Genomic DNA, 17,018 nt, shown 5'->3' with positions numbered 1-17,018 from the left:
AATGAATACTTGGATTTGTTTGATTTGCGGTTGGGTATACGATGAAGCGGCTGGCGTGCCCGACGAAGGCATTGCCCCTGGCACCAAATGGGAAGATGTTCCACCAAACTGGGTTTGCCCGGAATGTGGCGCCCGCAAAGAAGATTTCGAGATGACTCAAATCTAAACTCCGAAAACCAATGGATCAATGACCGAACCACAAGCCGACCCCGCCAAAGCGTTTGAAGACCACGCCCCAACGCCGGTCAGGCCCAAGTTTGTTCGGCAGCTAGGGCAGTTTTCAGCAGGTTTGCTGATCGCAGCCCTGGTTTTGTTGACGGTAGGCCTGTTCGCCAAAAGCCAATCGGACAACATTCGCAATACACAGCTGGCCCAAATCAATTTGGTTGAAGGTCGCATTCAACAAGAATTGCTGGCCCTCAATGGCCCAGGCAGTGAAACCGTTCAACCTCAGGGCCTGAAGGCCCTGCTGGGTTTGGGCCAAGAGGTCAGCCAGCAAAACAAGGGAATTCAGTGGTTCGGTGCCCTGCACAGCCAAACCCTGCAAGTGTTGCTTACTCAAAGCATTGAAGCACTGTCGCGCCCCGTGGCCGGCATCAATTCAGATCTGGAAACCCAGCGCCAGCTGGAGACACAGCTTAGGCTGGACACACTGCCGAAACTGGCCCAACTTAAAGCACACATTGCCCAAGCCACCAACGGTTACCTTGTCTTGGTATTCGGCCTTGCGACCTTGCTGGCTTCGATTGGCTTTGCCTTGGGCGTTCAATGGAACACCCATCGAAAAACACTTGCCCTGGGTCGTCGCGTACAAATGTTGAGCCGCGCATTGCATAGCCAACAAGAAAACGACCAGAAACGGGAGGGAGCCCACGCGGCCCTTGAAGGTGTGCTGAAAGCGCTGAACAGCAATCAGCAACTGGAGCATCGCGGCACGCTGATGCAAATTGGCCAACAACTTGAAGAACTGAACCAGAGCGGGCGGGCGGTATTGCAGTTTGCAAAATCATTTCACCAGCTGTCTACCCAAGGCACCCAAGTGGTGAAATCAACCTTGAACAGCGAGCAACGCAACGCCAAAGCCGAAAACCACATGGAAATCATGCAAACCCAACTTGAAGGTTTGCGCGCTGACATTCGAAGCGCTGCGCAGGGCTTGCGGAAAGCCGGCGAGGTCAGCCGCCAGCTGCTGGGCCGGCTGGATTCCTCACAAATGGAATTGACCCTGACCGAACCCGAAAACAACCGGCAATTGCAGCAACTGGTCGAGCAAAGCCAACAGGCCCTGAAAGAATCGATTGAGGGTTTGGTGTTGGCCAGCCAAAAAATAAATGCCGGGCAGCATGAATCAAACAAGCTGGCCGAGTACATGGCTGTGAATCAAACCGCGTGGTCTAACCTGCTGAGCCAGGTTGAACAGGTGGCCGAATCTGCATCGCAAGAATCAGAAAGCGCCCTTCGCCTGGCCAAACGCCTGATGGAACAAAGCCAGCACACAGCACTGGCCTCGCCAAACAATCAAGCAGCCAAGGCACCACCGCAGCTGCTGCCCTGACCCGCGGTACAGCCATAGCAATGGTCACCCACCACCACTTCGATGGAATCAAGCGCGGTCTGCGTCAAATCAGCCAACGTCAGCGCCCTGCCCTGTGAATCGCGCACAGGCCAACCCAGTTGCTGGTTGAAGTCGCAATCGTACAGCGTGCCTTCGTAGTCAATCGACACCAGGCTGCGGCACATCACCGCCGCCAGGTTACTTTCCCGGTAAGCACCTTTCAGCGTGTTCATATAGGTCTCGAACGTGCCCTTGCTGATCAAGGTACTGCCAAAACGGGCAATCGGCATGTTGGTGATTGTCACCAGGCCGGTGAAGCGAATGCCAAACTTCTCGAACAACACAGCCTTGTAATCGGCTTCCAGTGCTTCTTGCGGGGGTGGCAATGAAGGACCTTGCGGGTTAAACACCAAGGTCAAACGCAGCTTGTCGCCATAACCGAGTGCATTCAGTTTTTGCAGGCCTGCAATGCTGGCATCGAACACACCCTTGCCGCGTTGCTTGTCCACATTGTCTTCAAGGTAGCAAGGCAAGGATGCAAAAATTTCAACTTCATTTTCAGCGAGAAATTCAGCCAAATCCTCATAGCCTGGCTCACTCAAAATGGTCAGGTTGCACCGGTCAATCACATGCACACCTGCTTTGCGCGCAGCCACCACCAGGCGCTTGAAGCGCGGGTTCATCTCCGGAGCACCACCGGTCAAATCAAGTTTTTTCACCCAACCCTGATTCATCAGGGCAATCAACTGGCCAATTTGCTCGTCTTGCATCAGCTCGGTGCGATTGGGGCCTGCATTCACATGGCAGTGTGTACAGCTTTGATTACACAGGTAACCCAGATTCACCTGAATGGTTTCCAGGTTCAAGCGCTTCACGCTGGGGAAGGTGGTACTTTTCAACAAATGAACTACTGAGTGCATGTAGGCTCCGGTTTCTGTGCGCCGCGCGGTTATTTCGTTTTCAGATAATGAGAGAATCAAGGCTTGCAAGCAAGATTGATCCGGTTTGATTATCGCGTTAATCGATAGTAACAAACTTACACAAGCTCATTCGCTCAAGCCATGATTCAAGTTACAGTCAACGGTGAAAATCGTGAAATGCCCGAGAACAGCACTGTGGCGCACCTTGTGGAAAGCCTCAAACTCACCGGCAAGCGCATCGCTGTCGAACTGAACGGTGAAATTGTGCCCAAAAGCCAGCACGCCACCACGCCACTGAACGCCGGGGCCAGCCTTGAAATTGTGGTTGCCGTGGGTGGTGGCTAAACAATCAGTACCAATCAGGAGCAGTACCCTCATGAACACCTCAACTGAAAAGCACAACGACACCTGGAAAGTAGGTGGCCGTGAATTCACCAGCCGCTTGCTGGTGGGCACTGGCAAATACGCCAGCCTCGATGAAACCCGCGAGGCCATCACTGAAAGTGGCGCTGAAATTGTGACAGTGGCCATCCGCCGCACCAACATCGGCCAAAACGCAGGTGAGGCCAGCCTTCTCGATTACATTCCGCCCAACAAATTCACCTACCTGCCCAACTCGGCTGGTTGCTATACCGCCAAAGATGCGGTGCGCACCTTGCGCCTGGGTCGTGAACTGCTGGATGGCCATAATCTGTGCAAACTCGAGGTGCTGGGCGACCCCACCAACCTGTACCCTGACATGGAAGAAACACTGATTGCCGCCAAAGAACTGGTGGCCGATGGTTTCGACGTAATGGTGTATTGCTCCGACGACCCCATTTACGCCCGCAAGCTAGAGGATGTAGGCTGTTTGGCCATCATGCCCTTGGCCTCGCTGATTGGTTCAGGCATGGGCATTTTGAACCCATGGAACATCAACCTGATTCTGGAAAAAGCGCAAGTGCCGGTCATCGTGGATGCAGGCGTGGGCACCGCCTCCGATGCCGCCATCGCCATGGAACTGGGTTGCGCTGGCGTGCTAATGAATACCGCCATTGCCAAGGCACAGAACCCGGTTCAAATGGCCCGTGCCATGCGTTTGGCCACGCAGGCCGGTCGCGAGGCCTTTCTTGCAGGTAGAATGCCGAAAAAGTTTTACACGGCCAGCCCCTCTTCCCCCGTGGAAGGCGTTATTTCCTCCAGTTCAAAATGACAGACCAAACCCCCGACAATCCGTTTCGCGACCAACACATCAAAAGTTTTGTGAAACGTCGGGGGCATATTTCACGCGCCCAAGAACGTGCCGTAGAAGAAGGCATGCCCAAGTGGGGCATTGCCTACAATGCCCAGATGCAAATTGATTTCGACGCACAATGGGGTACCACCGGCCAAGCCAACTGGCTTGAAATTGGTTTTGGCATGGGTGAAACCACCGCTAAAATTGCCAAAGCCCACCCGAATGTGAATTACCTGGGTGTTGAAATTTACACCGCTGGCGTGGGTTCGCTGATCAAGTTGATTGAAGAAGAAAACATTGAAAACATTCGCATCATTTGCCACGACGTGGTGGATGTACTTCGCGACATGATTCCCGATAGCAGTCTGGACAAAGTACTGTTGTACTTCCCCGACCCATGGCGCAAGGCGCGCCACCACAAGCGCAGGCTTATTCAGCCCGAATTTGTGGCCAAGCTGGCAAAGAAAATGAAGCCGGGCGGCGTGCTTCACTGCGCCACCGATTGGGAAAACTATGCCCACCACATGCACGATGTACTCAGTGTGGCACCCAACTGGCAAAACATGGCTTCAACGCCTTTCGCACCCCGCCCCAACGACCGGCCTCTGACCAAATTCGAAAACCGTGGCATTAAGTTGGGTCATGGTGTTTGGGACCTCTTGTACCGGGTACGCTGAACCACAAACAGACCTCCCCTCTTGCGGTATGCCTTGCAGAGCCTGAATTTGCTTTAATCAGGCTCAACCTCGCAAATTCCATACGGCATGCTTTCATCGAAAAAAAACGGGCTGTTGCGTGCGCTGATCGCCAATAGCGCCGTTATCTCGCTTAACTCACGCACGTTGCTGGTTTGCATCACAGCCTTGGTGGCACTGTCGCTTTGCATTTATGCCATTTTGAACAATCAGTTCAGTGCGCAACATGCCGAACGCATTGACCAACTGCTGACCGCCAAAGCACAGGCCATTGACCACAACGACGCCTCGGGACACGACCACACGCTGGCCATGACCCCGGTGTATTACCACTCTGGCGATCTGGAAGGTGCAAAAGAAACATTGCACTGGCCCAAAGCCTGCGAACATTCACAAGCCCCTTTGGGATCACAGATTCAGCGATTCAAATGCGGCAACGGCATTCGCCTGCATGCAATGGAAACCACACTAAGCCCAGAGCAAACATCCCAAACCATCACCTTGTGGGCCACTCACATTCCGAATGCCTCACTGCTCAGCATGCAAGTTGAAGACATTCTTGGCCTTGCCGCTTTGGTACTGGTTATTAGCACCCTGTGCAGCCGCTGGATCAGTCAATCGATCACTCAACCCTTGGGAGAAATTACCACCAGCGCACAACTGATGGCCGAGGGAAATTATGATTGGCGACTTCCTGAGAGTTCGATTGGCGAAATCAACCAGCTGGCATTTACCTTCAACCACATGGCGAGGAGCCTGCAAGAACGCGACAAAGTCATTCGGCGCACAGCCTACAAGGATCAATTGACCGGGTTGGACAATCGCGCCTATTTAACCCTTGCCTTGCGAGAACGCACACAAAGTGCCCGCGAACCGCTAAGCATCGTGATCTGGGGAATCGACAACCTGGACAATATCAATGAAGTGCTGGGACATGATGTCGCCGACAAGGTGTTGATCAAAGTGGCACGCAAGGCCAGTCGTATTTGTCAGGAAAACCTGGTGATTGCAAGGCTTGAAGGCAATATTTTCTGCATGCTTTTACCACGCGACCTGCTGGAAAGCATGCTAAAGAAGCACACCCTGAAACGCATGTTGCATGGTTCACTGCGAGTACAGGATTACCAACTTGACATTCAGAGCCATGCAGGCCTTGCTCACTATCCCGAGCACGGCCAATGCCCGGAAACACTCATGCGCAGAGCGGAAATTGCCCGGCAGCTGGCCAAGAAAACACGCCAAACCAGCATTGTTTTTGAAGCACGGCTTGAACAGCGTTCTGCCAACCGGCTTGAACTGATTGCCCAATTGCGCCAAGCAATTACCGACGAAGAGTTTTGCCTGTTTTTTCAACCCAAATTAAACCTGCGTACCAACAGCATTAACCAGGCGGAAGTACTGTTGCGCTGGAATCACCCTGTTCACGGCTTGATTGCACCAGGCGCCTTCATGGAACTCGCCGAGCAAACCGGCATGATCCGCGACATTACACGCTTGGTTCTTAAACAAACCTACGCCATCATCAACCTGTGCGCCAATCAAAACATCAGGCTGTCAGTCAACCTGTCCGCCATGGATCTCGAAGACTCCAGCCTGATTGATTTCATGCAACACCTACATCGTCTGCAACCCGATGCATCGCGCCACATAGTGCTGGAAATCACTGAAAGCGCCGCAATGCGAGACCCAGAGCAAGCGTTGGACATACTGAACCAACTGGCTGCGATGCATTTTCAGATCGCGGTGGATGACTTTGGCACAGGCTACTCTTCACTGGCCTACCTGAAACGCTTTCCAGTGACCGAATTGAAAATCGACAGATCGCTGGTGCAAGGCGCAGACCTGGACACAGATGGACAGATCATTCTTGAATCCACCATTGAAATGGGTCACATCATGGGCTTGCTGGTGACCACCGAAGGGGTGGAAACACAGGCAGAATTCGACCTGGTCAAAAAGCTGGGAGCCGACTACGTTCAGGGCTTCTGGCTGTCCAAGCCCATGCCATTTGACGAATTCAAACTGAAACATCTGGTTGGCAACCACGACCAGCTGGTTCAACATCTGTAAACCAAGGAAATAGCACATCAAAATTGGTCGTATTTGACCCGGGCACCCTATGCTTCGATATGATGTGAGCATGACAATTCACACATTCAAAGCATCACCGTGAAAATGAAACAGTTCGATGTCGCCATTATTGGCAGTGGTTTGGCTGGACTCACCACCGCCCTGCAACTGGCAGACAAGCTTAAAGTGGCCATTATTTGCAAACGCTCGGTTTCCGACTCGGCAAGCCGTTGGGCCCAAGGTGGCATCGCCGCTGTGCGCGACCCTGCCGACAGCGTGGCCGAACATGTACAAGACACCCTGGTAGCGGGTGGCGGCCTGTGCGAGCGCGATGCAGTGCAATTCATTCTGGAAAATGCATCGAAATCCATCGACTGGCTGGTAGAGCAAGGGGTACCTTTTTCTCGCGAAGACGAAGAAGGCCCCAGCAACACCGAACCCAACGGCTTTCACCTGACCCGGGAAGGTGGCCACAGCCGCAGGCGAATTCTGCATGTGGCAGACGCCACAGGCGACGCAGTGCAAACCACACTAGAAGCCAAGGCGCGCAACCACCCGAACATTCAATTGTTTGAACACCACATGGTGATCGACCTGATCACGGGCGACCGGCTGAGCGAAAAAAAGGCCGGTATTTTGGGCGCGTATATTCTGGACGAGCAGTCACAACGCGTGCTCACCCTCACCTGCCCGTACATTGTGCTGGCCTGCGGCGGCGCAGGCAAAGTGTACAACTACACCACCAACCCCGACACTGCCACTGGGGACGGTATTGCCATGGCTTGGCGCGCGGGCTGCCGAATTTCCAATATGGAATTCATCCAGTTCCACCCCACCTGCCTGTACCACCCTTATGCCAAAAGCTTCCTGATCACGGAAGCAGTGCGCGGCGAAGGTGGTTTGCTGAAATTGCCAGATGGCACACGCTTCATGCCCGAACACGACGAACGGGCCGAGCTGGCCCCGCGAGATGTGGTGGCGCGCGCGATCGACTTTGAAATGAAAAAGCGTGGCCTGGATTGCGTGTACCTCGACATCAGCCACGAACCAGCTGAAAAGCTGAAGAAACACTTCCCGACCATTTACAAACGCTGCCTTGAGCTGGGCATCGACATCACCAAACAAGGTATTCCAGTGGTGCCAGCGGCACATTACACTTGCGGTGGTGTAGTTACTGATCACAACGCCCGAACCGACATTCCCGGCCTGTATGCTGTGGGTGAAACCGCCTACACCGGCCTGCACGGCGCCAACCGCCTGGCCAGCAACAGCCTGCTGGAATGCGTGGTACTGGGGCAAGCAGCTGCCAACCACATTCTGACCAAACCCCACCGGGAAACCATGGGACTACCCGACTGGGACGAAAGCCGCGTGACCGACCCAGACGAAGAAGTGGTGATTTCACACAATTGGGCCGAACTGCGGCAGACCATGTGGAACTACGTGGGAATTGTACGAACCGACAAGCGCCTGGAGCGCGCGCAACACCGCATTCAATTGCTTCGCGAGGAAATTCTGGAGTTTTACAGCAACTTCCGCGTAAGCCGGGATTTACTGGAATTGCGTAACCTGGTGGATGTGGCCGATCTGATCGTGACCAGTGCGCTGAGCCGCAAGGAAAGCCGTGGTCTGCATTTCAGTGCAGACTACCCGGGCACCCTGCCCAAAGCATTTCCGACGGTATTGCAACGACCGAAGAAGAAGTGAACGCGGGTGTTTATTGCCAACCCCGCAGAGTAGGCGATATCGCGGCAACCTCGACGAGTTGGCTAAACAGTCAATCCAGCACCCGCAGCGAGTAATCCACCGCTGTGACGTCTTTCGTCAATGACCCGATCGAAATGCGGTCCACACCTGTCTCGGCAATCGCTCGCACCGTGTGCTCGTTCACCCCGCCCGATGCTTCCAGAATGGCCCTGCCCTTGTTCACTTCCACGGCAACGCGCATGGCCTCTAGCCCAAAGTTGTCCAGCAGCACCGACTTGGCGCCAGCCTGCAAAGCCTCCTCAAGCTGAACCAGACTTTCAACTTCAATCTGCACGCTCACATGCGGCGCGCCCAGGGCATCTGCACTGGCCAAAACCTGTGCAATTCCACCGGCCGCTGCAATGTGATTTTCCTTGATCAAAATGCCGTCGTACAAGGCAAGGCGCTGGTTCAACCCCCCCCCGACCCGTACCGCATACTTTTGAGCCAAACGCATACCCGGCAGCGTTTTGCGGGTGTCCAGAATCGATGCTTTTGTGCCTTCAATCAGCTTGACGAAATGTTTGGTTCTGGTGGCAACGGCTGACATCAGTTGCAGATAGTTCATTGCAGAACGCTCTGCGGTCAACAAGGGGCGGGCATGTGCATCAATTTCACACACCACAGTGCCGGGTTGAACTTCCTGTCCCTCGGGCACCTGCCAGCGCACATGCGCACCCGGGCAAAGGGTATTGAACACACCATTGAACCAGTCTTGCCCACACACCACGGCCTTGTCACGGCACAACAGTTGAGCCTTGCACCACTTGCCTTCGGGCACAAGCAAACCAGTCCAGTCGGTGTTGCCCATGTCTTCGGCAATCGCATCGTGCACGTTTTTCAGCAAAGCCAGCTCAAGCGCGGGCCCAAACGATTGAAAAAGTTCTGAACGGCTCATGCTGGCCCCACTCCCTTGTGTGCCTGCTCCAGGCGACCCTGGCCACGAGGCCCGGAAATACCATGTGTTTTCGCAAAATCCAGCATGCGGTCAATGCAACGGTAGGCCTGCGTGGCCAAGGTTGAGTCCACATGTACCTCACCCAATCCCGTGTCAAATCCAGTCTTCAACACGTCGCGCAGGTTCTTTAAACCGTTCATGGCCATCCAGGGGCAATGGGCGCAGCTTTTACAAGTCGCAGAATTGCCTGCAGTGGGTGCTTCTATCAAAGTTTTACCGGGGGCGAACTGACGCATTTTGTGCAAAATGCCGTTGTCGGTGGCCACAATATAGGTGTCAACACCGGGCGTTTGCGTGGCCTTGATCAACTGGGTGGTCGAGCCCACCACATCGGCCAGTGCCACCACATCGGCAGGCGATTCCGGGTGCACCAACACCATGGCTTGCGGATGCTGAGCCTTTAGCATTTTCAGCTCCTCGGCCTTGAACTCGTCATGCACCAGGCACGAGCCCTGCCACAGCAACATATCGGCACCAGTTTGCTTCTGAATGTACTGACCCAAATGCCGATCGGGAGCCCAAATCAATTTTTGCCCCTGTGCATGCAAATGGCCCACGATGTCCAAGGCGATGCTTGAGGTCACCATCCAGTCGGCGCGGGCTTTCACGGCCGCACTGGTGTTGGCATAGACCACCACAGTGCGATCGGGGTGTTGATCGCAAAATGCATTGAACTCCTCCGAGGGACACCCCAGATCGAGTGAACATGTGGCGTCCAGATCTGGCATGAACACGCGCTTCTCGGGATTCAAAATCTTGCTGGTTTCACCCATGAATCGCACGCCCGCCACCACCAGGTTCTGTTGCTTGCTCTCGCGCCCAAAACGCGCCATTTCCAGGGAATCTGAAACACAACCGCCGGTTTCTTCGGCAAGGTCTTGCAATTCGGAGTCCACGTAATAGTGGGCCACGAGCACGGCGTCACGTTGCTTCAACAAAGCCTTAATCTCTGCCTTCAAGGCAGCCCTTTCATCGGGCCCCGGTTGCTGGGGTACGCGGGCCCACGCCTGGGAGGGTTTACAACTGGTGGAGGGGCTGGCCTGTGACGGCAAATCGAACTCAACAGGCTTGATGTCTACTTGATTCACGGAACGCTCGGTTGGTGACAAGGAAAGCATGCATTTTACTCCCTTGGCCCCAGAAAATCCCGGGAATCCAGAACGAAGGGCCATCTGAACTTTTGAGTGGTCCCAGTCACTCAAAGGGAGCATTTTCATTAATGCGACAGCGCTCGTTGCCCAAATGCCCGAACCCCGTTGTCTTTCTTTGTCTTTTTAAGCCCCCATCAATATTCTTGGAGCACACTTCATGATGAAGCAATCCCTAAAATCGTTGTCCATCCTGGCTGCAATGCTGTCCATGCACTCAGTCGCCTTCGCCACCTGCCAAGGCAATGACTGTCAAGTTGAAATCGATGCCAACATTGATTTCGACAGCAGCTATTATTTAAGCGACAACCACAACGGCATTTTCATTCAAAGCAACACCGGTACCAACGCCGCGATCGTCGATTTGCAAAACGTAGTCATGCGCGACAACGGCAACATCACTGGTTCAGCCCAAGCGGTGGGCAACAACATTGCCATTTCGCTGACATCCTCATCCACTGTGCCTGTTCGCCACGTGTCGCAAAGCAACTACGGCGATCAACTGGCCTCGGTCAACCTGTCACAGCGCAGCACATCAAAAACCGGCGAAGTACTTATTGAAGCCGTTTCAATTGGCAACAACTTCAGCCTGAACCTTGACAATGCCAGCCTGGCTGAATTGTCAGTGGCCCAGTGCAACGTCAGCGACAACGTGGCCGTGGCTGAATACCGTTGGGACCCCACTCGCCTGACAGCTTCAGCCACTGCAGTTGGCAACAATATTTCAATTGGCAGCGCGCGTCCTTAATTGAACTTTCTTGCCCCGGGCGACAACCTACAGCCAATGGTCGCTTGGGGCAAACCGCCCCGCTAACACCATCCGGAAACATCAAGGAAACCATCGAATGAATTTACTCAAGCTTTGTATTGCCACCCTTGCCCTTGGCTTCAGCAGCGCAAATGCCCAAACCTTTGAGGGCAATGTCAGCTCATTCGAAACACCGTTTGGCATGCGCAGTGTCACCGACATCGACTCCCCTGCAGGCACACGCCGCGACGCAAACCTCAACCGCACCCAAGTTGAATCACCTGGCTGGGGCTTCGCCTCCACGGCCATCGGCAACTTGATCAATGTACAAACCGAAGGCAACAACAACACCGTTGTCATTACCGCCACCCAGATCAACAACGGCTCTCAAAACGCCTCCATCGACGGCGGCTTCTGATTCCAAGTTACTTACTGCTCTTGAATACACAAAGGCCCACTATGTTCCGCTACCCGCTTCCAAAGTTTGCATTGATCTCGGTGATTGCCGCATCGGCCAGTGCTTGTACAACGCTCCCCTCTTTCAGTGAAGCGGAGTACGTCAGCCCCTTTGATGGGGCAAGCGTAGTGGAAAACACAACCCGCTACAGCCCTGCACTTGAATGCCTGAAACCCTTGGTAGGCGGGCGAGGCCCCAATGCAAAACGCTTTGCCGTGGGGCGGGTCAGTGACTTCACAGGCAAAGAAGACCTGGTCAACGGAAAACGAATCACACAAGGTGCAGCCTTGATGGTGATTTCTGCTCTGGCAAAAACCGGGGTCCCAATGGTCGAGCGGTTCGACACTACCATCGCCGACATGGAATTGAAGTACGCCGACAACAAACTCATCACTGACAACCCGGACAGCAAAGCGCATCGGCAAATTTTTTCAGGCTCCCTGCCCGGCTCTGATTATCACATCGTGGGTGGCATCACCGAGGTGAATTACAACATTCGCAGTGGCAGCCTGGAGTCATCCATTCGATTCATTGGCGCAGCCGCCCGCTACTTTGTCATGAACGTGGCAGTCGACCTGCGTGTGGTGAATACCAAAACGCTTGAAGTGGTGAATACGCAAAGCCTTCAAAAACAGATTATTGGCACTGAATTGAATGGTGGGTACTTCCGGTTGTTCAGCGATGGGCTCGTCGATGTCAGCGCTGCTGAAAGAACGCAAGAACCCATTCAAAAAGGGGTTCGCATGGTGATTGAGCATGCGGTGTTCAACATGCTGACCGAGATGAACAATGTGTCAGCGCAAAGCTGTGCCAGGTTAAGTACAGCGAAATCCGGCGAATTGCGCAACAAGCCCATTGTGCTCACACCACCACCCGCTTCAACGGCCTCAAAGCAAGACCCCAGCGTTGTGATTGACCCCTACACCGGTGAAATCATTCGCGAAGCTGCCAATGAGAACACCGCAACCGCATCATCACAAAGTGAAGTCACTGAATTAAAAGGCCTGTTTGGAAGTGGCGGTGCTGCGCCTGCAACGTCTCAGGAATCAACCAGCAATACCACCCGCGAAATGCAAGAAAAGCTGCTGTGGGGCAACCGTCCACAAATTCGTTAATCGCTCGTAAAACTGCGGCCACAGCAACAAAAAAGCCTCAAGTTTCCTTGAGGCTTTTTTGCTGGTTTGCTGCCTTAGGCCGATTCATCGACCTGTTCGCCGCCTTCCTTGATCGGTGAGGCCAAAATTTTATCGATTCGTTTTTGGTCCATATCCACCACTTCAAACCGCCAACCTTCCCAATCCACCGTGTCTCCGGTGGCTGGCAAGCGCCCAGTCAGCAGCATCACCATGCCGCTCAGGGTGTGGTAACGGCCCTTTTCTTCTTCTGGCACACTCTTGATGTTCAAGGTGTCTTTCAGTTCCAGAATGGCAATGGCGCCGTCGAGCAACCAGGATCCATCGTCACGCTGCACTGCCCAAGAATCTTCCTTGTTGTGCGGGGTAAATTCGCCGGTTAGGGCTTCCATCAAATCATGCAGGGTCACAATGCCTTCAAGCTCGCCGTACTCGTCGATCACAAAAGCAATGTCCATGTTATTGCTGCGGAACTGGGTCAGCAGCTCCATACCCGTCAGGGTTTCAGGCACAAACACGCACTGCTGCAAATTACTGGAAAAGTCGGGCATCTTGCCCTGCGCGGCGTAAGCCAAAGCCTGCTTGGCGTGAATAACACCAATCAGGTTGTCCAGATTGCCATCTACCACCGGGAAGCGCGAGTACTCCGACTCAATCACCCGTTTCAGGTTCTCTTCCTGAGGCAGGCGAATGTCCAGATACAACACATCTGAACGGGGGATCATGAGTGAACCCAGTTGGCGATCGTCCAAGCGGAACACATTGCGCAACATGGTGTGCTCGCTGCTTTCAATCACGCCTGAAACCGAACCCTCGTCCAGCATGGCGTGAATTTCTTCCTCAGTCACACCATTGTCCGTGTTTTCTTTCACACCCATAATGCGCAATAAACCACGGGTAGAAAAAGATAAAAACATGACGAAGGGGCGTGTAGCGATGGCCAGAATTTGCATGGGCCTTGCCACCAAGCGGGCAATGACCTCCGGGCTGATTTGCCCCAAACGCTTGGGCACCAGTTCACCGACCACAATTGACACATAGGTAACACCAACAACCACAATGGCAGTCGACACCACATCTGTCATCGCCACTTCCAGGCCGAAGGTTTGCAGCCAGAGCGCCAGTGGTTTGGCCAATACAGCCTCACCGACAATACCGCTAAGCACGCCAATCGATGTGATACCAATTTGCACAGTCGACAAAAACTTGGTGGGATCTTCAGACAACTTAAGCGCAACCGCAGCGGATTTGTCGCCTTCTGCAGCCAACTTCACCAAACGCGCCTTTCTGGCCGTAACCAGCGCAATTTCGGACATGGCAAACAAGCCATTGGTCACAATAAGACCAATCAGAATCAGCACTTCCATGTCGACACTCCAATATTCAAGGGCGCAACAAAGGCATCAAGCACAAAGCTTGTTTGAGCATTGCCAGGCAGGAAGGACTTGGAAAAACGACGCGCAACAGGCGCTTTGAGGGGGGTAGCCATTGATGGCTGAGTGAAGTTTAAGCAACTTCGACAACTGGAACTATCCATATACGGTCGGGAAAGGCCCGAGCACTCCTGTAAGAAAAAAACACCGCCTAATCGTACAAAGACGAGGGGGCGGTGTCAATTTTTCTTTTAAAAATCAGGTCTTGTGGTAAATCTCAGACCCTTTCTTGATGAACTCAATCGATTTTTCTTCCATTCCCTTGCTCAAGGCATCTTTCTCGGAAACTCCCAGCTTTTCGGCGTATTCACGCACATCTTGGGTAATTTTCATAGAGCAGAAGTGCGGACCACACATGGAACAGAAGTGGGCCACTTTCATGCTTTGCTTGGGCAAGGTTTCATCGTGGAATTCACGGGCCGTGTCGGGGTCGAGACCCAAATTGAATTGGTCATCCCAACGGAATTCGAAACGGGCCTTGCTCAAGGCGTTGTCTCGGATTTGTGCACCGGGGTGACCTTTGGCCAAATCAGCAGCGTGGGCTGCAATTTTGTAAGTGATGATGCCGTCCTTCACGTCTTTTTTGTTCGGCAAACCCAAGTGTTCTTTGGGGGTGACATAACACAGCATGGCGCAGCCGTACCAGCCGATTTGCGCTGCACCAATTCCACTGGTGATGTGGTCGTAACCAGGGGCAATGTCGGTGGTCAGTGGGCCAAGGGTGTAAAACGGGGCTTCATGGCACTCTTTCAATTGAATGTCCATGTTCTCTTTGATCAGTTGCATCGGCACGTGGCCAGGGCCCTCAATCATCACCTGCACATCGTGCTTCCAGGCAATCTGGGTCAGTTCACCCAAAGTGCGCAGTTCGCTCAACTGGGCTTCATCATTGGCATCCCAAATTGAGCCAGGGCGCAAGCCATCGCCCAGCGAGAAGCTCACATCGTAAGCCTTCATGATTTCGCAAATGTCTTCGAAATGCTCGTACAGGAAGCTTTCCTTGTGGTGCGCAAGGCACCACTTCGCCATGATGGAACCACCCCGAGACACAATGCCGGTCATGCGGCTTGCCGTCATCGGCACATAGGCCAAACGAACACCGGCGTGAATGGTGAAGTAATCCACCCCTTGCTCGGCCTGCTCGATCAGCGTGTCACGGAAAATTTCCCAGGTCAGGTCTTCGGCCTTGCCATTGACCTTTTCCAGGGCCTGGTAAATTGGCACGGTACCAATCGGCACTGGGCTGTTGCGCAAAATCCATTCGCGGGTTTCATGAATGTGCTTGCCGGTGGACAGATCCATCACCGTGTCGCCGCCCCAACGAATGGACCAGGTCATTTTCTCGACCTCTTCACCAATTGAAGAAGACACTGCCGAGTTACCGATATTGGCATTGATTTTCACCAGAAAGTTGCGGCCAATAATCATCGGCTCAATTTCAGGGTGATTGATGTTGGCGGGAATAATCGCGCGGCCACGGGCAATTTCATCGCGCACGAATTCAGGCGTAATCTGCTCGGGAATGGACGCCCCAAAAGACTGCCCAGGGTGCTGACGCGTCAACAGGTCAACCATCTTGGCGCCGATTTTCCCGCCAGCGTGTTTGAGGCTTTCAATGTACTCTTGGCGGCGCAGATTTTCACGAATGGCCACATACTCCATTTCTGGCGTAATGATGCCTTGGCGAGCGTAATGCATTTGCGACACATTCTTGCCAGCCTTGGCCTTGCGGGGTTTGCGCTGCAGGTTAAAACGCAGCTCGGTCAACTTGGGGTCGTTCAGGCGTTCAATGCCATATTCGGAACTCGGGCCACTCAGCAGGTCGGTGTCATTGCGCTCTTCGATCCAGGCGCTGCGAATCGCAGGCAGCCCTGAACGAATGTCAATTTTCGCATTGGGGTCTGTGTATATGCCCGAGCAGTCGTACACATAAATTGGCGGGTTTTTCTCGCCGCCGAATGAAGTAGGCGTGTCGTCTTGTGAAATTTCACGCATGGGCACCTGAATGTCGGGCCGGGAGCCCTGCACATAGACCTTGCGGGAATTGGGAAGTGGTTTGACCGCAGCTTCGTCAACCTTGGCGGTTGCGGCTAGAAAGTCTGGATTGGCGCTCATTAATACTCCTGTTGGGCGTGAATCGTGTTTGTGCCGGGTGCATAAACATTCCACCCAGCCACCCTAGGGAGTAAGCCAGTGAAACGCTTCCTGCAAACAGCATTATCTGCACAGGTGTGAGGGTTTTTCTCACCCGGCAACAATTTGCCAGGACCCCTGCGTTAAACTTCAATAAGCTCAAAGTATAGGCCCGCCACGTAAAGACCTCAATAAGCGGTTTGCACAAGGCGCTCTTTTTGTTCAACTTTATCGGATCACGCAATTCAATGGGTAACAGACTCAGTTCAATCACCACCCGCACTGGCGACGATGGCACGACAGGCCTGGCCGACGGCAGCCGTTTGGCGAAAAACGACCTTCGCGTTCATGCCATGGGCGATGTCGATGAATTGAACAGCCACCTTGGTTTGATACTGACCGAAGCCCTGCCCGAGCGACTGGCCACCGAACTTACCCGCATTCAGCATGACCTGTTTGATTTGGGAGCCGCCCTTTGCATGCCAGGCTTTGATGTATTTCCTCCCCAGGCAGTGGCAAGACTGGAGGACCTCATCAAGGAATTCAATGAGCCCCTGCCTCGCCTGGAAGAATTTATTTTGCCCGGCGGCAGCAAAGCCTCGGCTTATACCCACGTGGCTCGCACCGTTTGCCGCAGGGCGGAACGTGTGTTGGTCGACCTGAATCAACAACAGAAACTACCCGAAGATCTGCTGCTGTACATGAACCGCCTTTCCGACTTTTTGTTTGTGGCCTCCCGCTGGATTCACCACAAAAAAGGCGTTCGCGATGTACAGTGGAAAAAAGGATTCAACCGCCCTGAATAG

General features: G+C 53.6%; 16 protein-coding genes. 11 read left to right on the top strand and 5 right to left on the bottom strand.

The window, feature by feature from the left end:
• The first annotated feature begins 1 nt into the window (after position 1).
• Together LMED105_RS07175 and LMED105_RS07170 are read left to right on the top strand one after the other, a co-directional pair.
• Positions 2-166 carry a rubredoxin gene (locus LMED105_RS07175; RefSeq protein WP_008249735.1) on the top strand — a complete coding sequence of 55 codons (165 nt, stop codon included), beginning with the start codon at positions 2-4 and terminating at the stop codon, positions 164-166.
• Positions 167-187: 21 nt separating this feature from the next.
• Complete coding sequence (locus LMED105_RS07170; RefSeq protein ID WP_008249733.1) at positions 188-1,555, top strand: hypothetical protein; 1,368 nt, start codon at positions 188-190, stop codon at positions 1,553-1,555.
• On the opposite strand, the gene arsS is transcribed toward LMED105_RS07170, so the two are convergent.
• Positions 1,519-2,475: an arsenosugar biosynthesis radical SAM (seleno)protein ArsS gene (gene arsS, locus LMED105_RS07165; protein ID WP_040512743.1), complete on the bottom strand. Its 957-nt coding sequence runs from the start codon at positions 2,473-2,475 to the stop codon at positions 1,519-1,521. The genes LMED105_RS07170 and arsS overlap by 37 nt on opposite strands.
• A 144-nt stretch (positions 2,476-2,619) precedes the next feature.
• On the opposite strand from arsS, the gene thiS reads away from it, so the two are divergent.
• The 5 genes from thiS (at position 2,620) to nadB (ending at position 8,163) form a co-directional block, all read left to right on the top strand.
• On the top strand, positions 2,620-2,820 hold the full coding sequence (gene thiS, locus LMED105_RS07160; RefSeq protein ID WP_198006816.1) for a sulfur carrier protein ThiS: 201 nt from the start codon (positions 2,620-2,622) through the stop codon (positions 2,818-2,820).
• A gap of 31 nt (positions 2,821-2,851) precedes the next feature.
• Positions 2,852-3,667, top strand: a complete 816-nt coding sequence (locus tag LMED105_RS07155) for a thiazole synthase (RefSeq protein WP_008249727.1) — start codon at positions 2,852-2,854, stop codon at positions 3,665-3,667.
• Positions 3,664-4,368 carry a tRNA (guanosine(46)-N7)-methyltransferase TrmB gene (gene trmB, locus LMED105_RS07150; RefSeq protein WP_008249724.1) on the top strand — a complete coding sequence of 235 codons (705 nt, stop codon included), beginning with the start codon at positions 3,664-3,666 and terminating at the stop codon, positions 4,366-4,368. Before LMED105_RS07155 ends, trmB begins: the two co-directional genes overlap by 4 nt.
• An 87-nt stretch (positions 4,369-4,455) precedes the next feature.
• Positions 4,456-6,456, top strand: a complete 2,001-nt coding sequence (locus LMED105_RS07145) for a bifunctional diguanylate cyclase/phosphodiesterase (protein ID WP_008249722.1) — start codon at positions 4,456-4,458, stop codon at positions 6,454-6,456.
• A gap of 105 nt (positions 6,457-6,561) precedes the next feature.
• Positions 6,562-8,163, top strand: coding sequence for an L-aspartate oxidase (nadB, locus tag LMED105_RS07140; RefSeq protein WP_008249721.1), 1,602 nt, complete (start codon positions 6,562-6,564; stop codon positions 8,161-8,163).
• Between the two features lie 70 nt (positions 8,164-8,233).
• Here nadB and nadC read toward each other — a convergent pair whose 3' ends face one another.
• Together nadC and nadA are read right to left on the bottom strand one after the other, a co-directional pair.
• Positions 8,234-9,100, bottom strand: coding sequence for a carboxylating nicotinate-nucleotide diphosphorylase (gene nadC / locus LMED105_RS07135; protein ID WP_008249719.1), 867 nt, complete (start codon positions 9,098-9,100; stop codon positions 8,234-8,236).
• On the bottom strand, positions 9,097-10,278 hold the full coding sequence (gene nadA, locus LMED105_RS07130) for a quinolinate synthase NadA (RefSeq protein ID WP_008249717.1): 1,182 nt from the start codon (positions 10,276-10,278) through the stop codon (positions 9,097-9,099). Before nadA ends, nadC begins: the two co-directional genes overlap by 4 nt.
• A gap of 190 nt (positions 10,279-10,468) precedes the next feature.
• Here nadA and LMED105_RS07125 point away from each other — a divergent pair, with 190 nt between their 5' ends.
• The 3 genes from LMED105_RS07125 to LMED105_RS07115 all read left to right on the top strand — a co-directional run bounded on the left by LMED105_RS07125 (position 10,469) and on the right by LMED105_RS07115 (position 12,628).
• Complete coding sequence (locus LMED105_RS07125) at positions 10,469-11,056, top strand: hypothetical protein (RefSeq protein ID WP_008249715.1); 588 nt, start codon at positions 10,469-10,471, stop codon at positions 11,054-11,056.
• 97 nt (positions 11,057-11,153) lie between these two features.
• Entirely contained in the window at positions 11,154-11,474 is a 321-nt protein-coding gene (locus tag LMED105_RS07120) for a hypothetical protein (protein ID WP_008249712.1), read from the top strand.
• A 167-nt stretch (positions 11,475-11,641) separates the two neighbouring features.
• Positions 11,642-12,628: a CsgG/HfaB family protein gene (locus LMED105_RS07115; protein WP_198006810.1), complete on the top strand. Its 987-nt coding sequence runs from the start codon at positions 11,642-11,644 to the stop codon at positions 12,626-12,628.
• 74 nt (positions 12,629-12,702) lie between these two features.
• Here LMED105_RS07115 and LMED105_RS07110 read toward each other — a convergent pair whose 3' ends face one another.
• Together LMED105_RS07110 and thiC are read right to left on the bottom strand one after the other, a co-directional pair.
• A complete protein-coding gene (locus tag LMED105_RS07110) occupies positions 12,703-14,013 on the bottom strand; it encodes a hemolysin family protein (protein WP_008249709.1) in 1,311 nt (436 codons plus the stop codon).
• 264 nt (positions 14,014-14,277) lie between these two features.
• Entirely contained in the window at positions 14,278-16,194 is a 1,917-nt protein-coding gene (gene thiC / locus LMED105_RS07105; protein ID WP_008249707.1) for a phosphomethylpyrimidine synthase ThiC, read from the bottom strand.
• A gap of 266 nt (positions 16,195-16,460) precedes the next feature.
• Between thiC and LMED105_RS07100 the strand changes: the two genes are divergently transcribed.
• The gene (locus LMED105_RS07100) at positions 16,461-17,018 is read left to right on the top strand and encodes a cob(I)yrinic acid a,c-diamide adenosyltransferase (RefSeq protein ID WP_008249705.1); all 558 of its coding nucleotides are present in this window, start codon (positions 16,461-16,463) and stop codon (positions 17,016-17,018) included.

It is taken from the genome of Limnobacter sp. MED105 (assembly GCF_000170915.1).
Taxonomy (GTDB): Bacteria; Pseudomonadota; Gammaproteobacteria; order Burkholderiales; family Burkholderiaceae_B; genus Limnobacter.
The sequence above is the reverse complement of the archived record's forward strand: the minus strand, read 5'-3'. Positions and strand labels throughout refer to the sequence as shown.

Coding starts and splice junctions, on each gene's coding strand:
- nadA (WP_008249717.1), bottom strand. CDS start 10,278: ATGCTTTCCTTGTCACCAACCGAGCGTTCCGTGAATCAAGTAGACATC.
- nadC (WP_008249719.1), bottom strand. CDS start 9,100: ATGAGCCGTTCAGAACTTTTTCAATCGTTTGGGCCCGCGCTTGAGCTG.
- LMED105_RS07125 (WP_008249715.1), top strand. CDS start 10,469: ATGATGAAGCAATCCCTAAAATCGTTGTCCATCCTGGCTGCAATGCTG.
- LMED105_RS07175 (WP_008249735.1), top strand. CDS start 2: ATGAATACTTGGATTTGTTTGATTTGCGGTTGGGTATACGATGAAGCG.
- LMED105_RS07110 (WP_008249709.1), bottom strand. CDS start 14,013: ATGGAAGTGCTGATTCTGATTGGTCTTATTGTGACCAATGGCTTGTTT.
- trmB (WP_008249724.1), top strand. CDS start 3,664: ATGACAGACCAAACCCCCGACAATCCGTTTCGCGACCAACACATCAAA.
- LMED105_RS07145 (WP_008249722.1), top strand. CDS start 4,456: ATGCTTTCATCGAAAAAAAACGGGCTGTTGCGTGCGCTGATCGCCAAT.
- thiC (WP_008249707.1), bottom strand. CDS start 16,194: ATGAGCGCCAATCCAGACTTTCTAGCCGCAACCGCCAAGGTTGACGAA.
- LMED105_RS07155 (WP_008249727.1), top strand. CDS start 2,852: ATGAACACCTCAACTGAAAAGCACAACGACACCTGGAAAGTAGGTGGC.
- arsS (WP_040512743.1), bottom strand. CDS start 2,475: ATGCACTCAGTAGTTCATTTGTTGAAAAGTACCACCTTCCCCAGCGTG.
- nadB (WP_008249721.1), top strand. CDS start 6,562: ATGAAACAGTTCGATGTCGCCATTATTGGCAGTGGTTTGGCTGGACTC.
- LMED105_RS07120 (WP_008249712.1), top strand. CDS start 11,154: ATGAATTTACTCAAGCTTTGTATTGCCACCCTTGCCCTTGGCTTCAGC.
- LMED105_RS07170 (WP_008249733.1), top strand. CDS start 188: ATGACCGAACCACAAGCCGACCCCGCCAAAGCGTTTGAAGACCACGCC.
- LMED105_RS07100 (WP_008249705.1), top strand. CDS start 16,461: ATGGGTAACAGACTCAGTTCAATCACCACCCGCACTGGCGACGATGGC.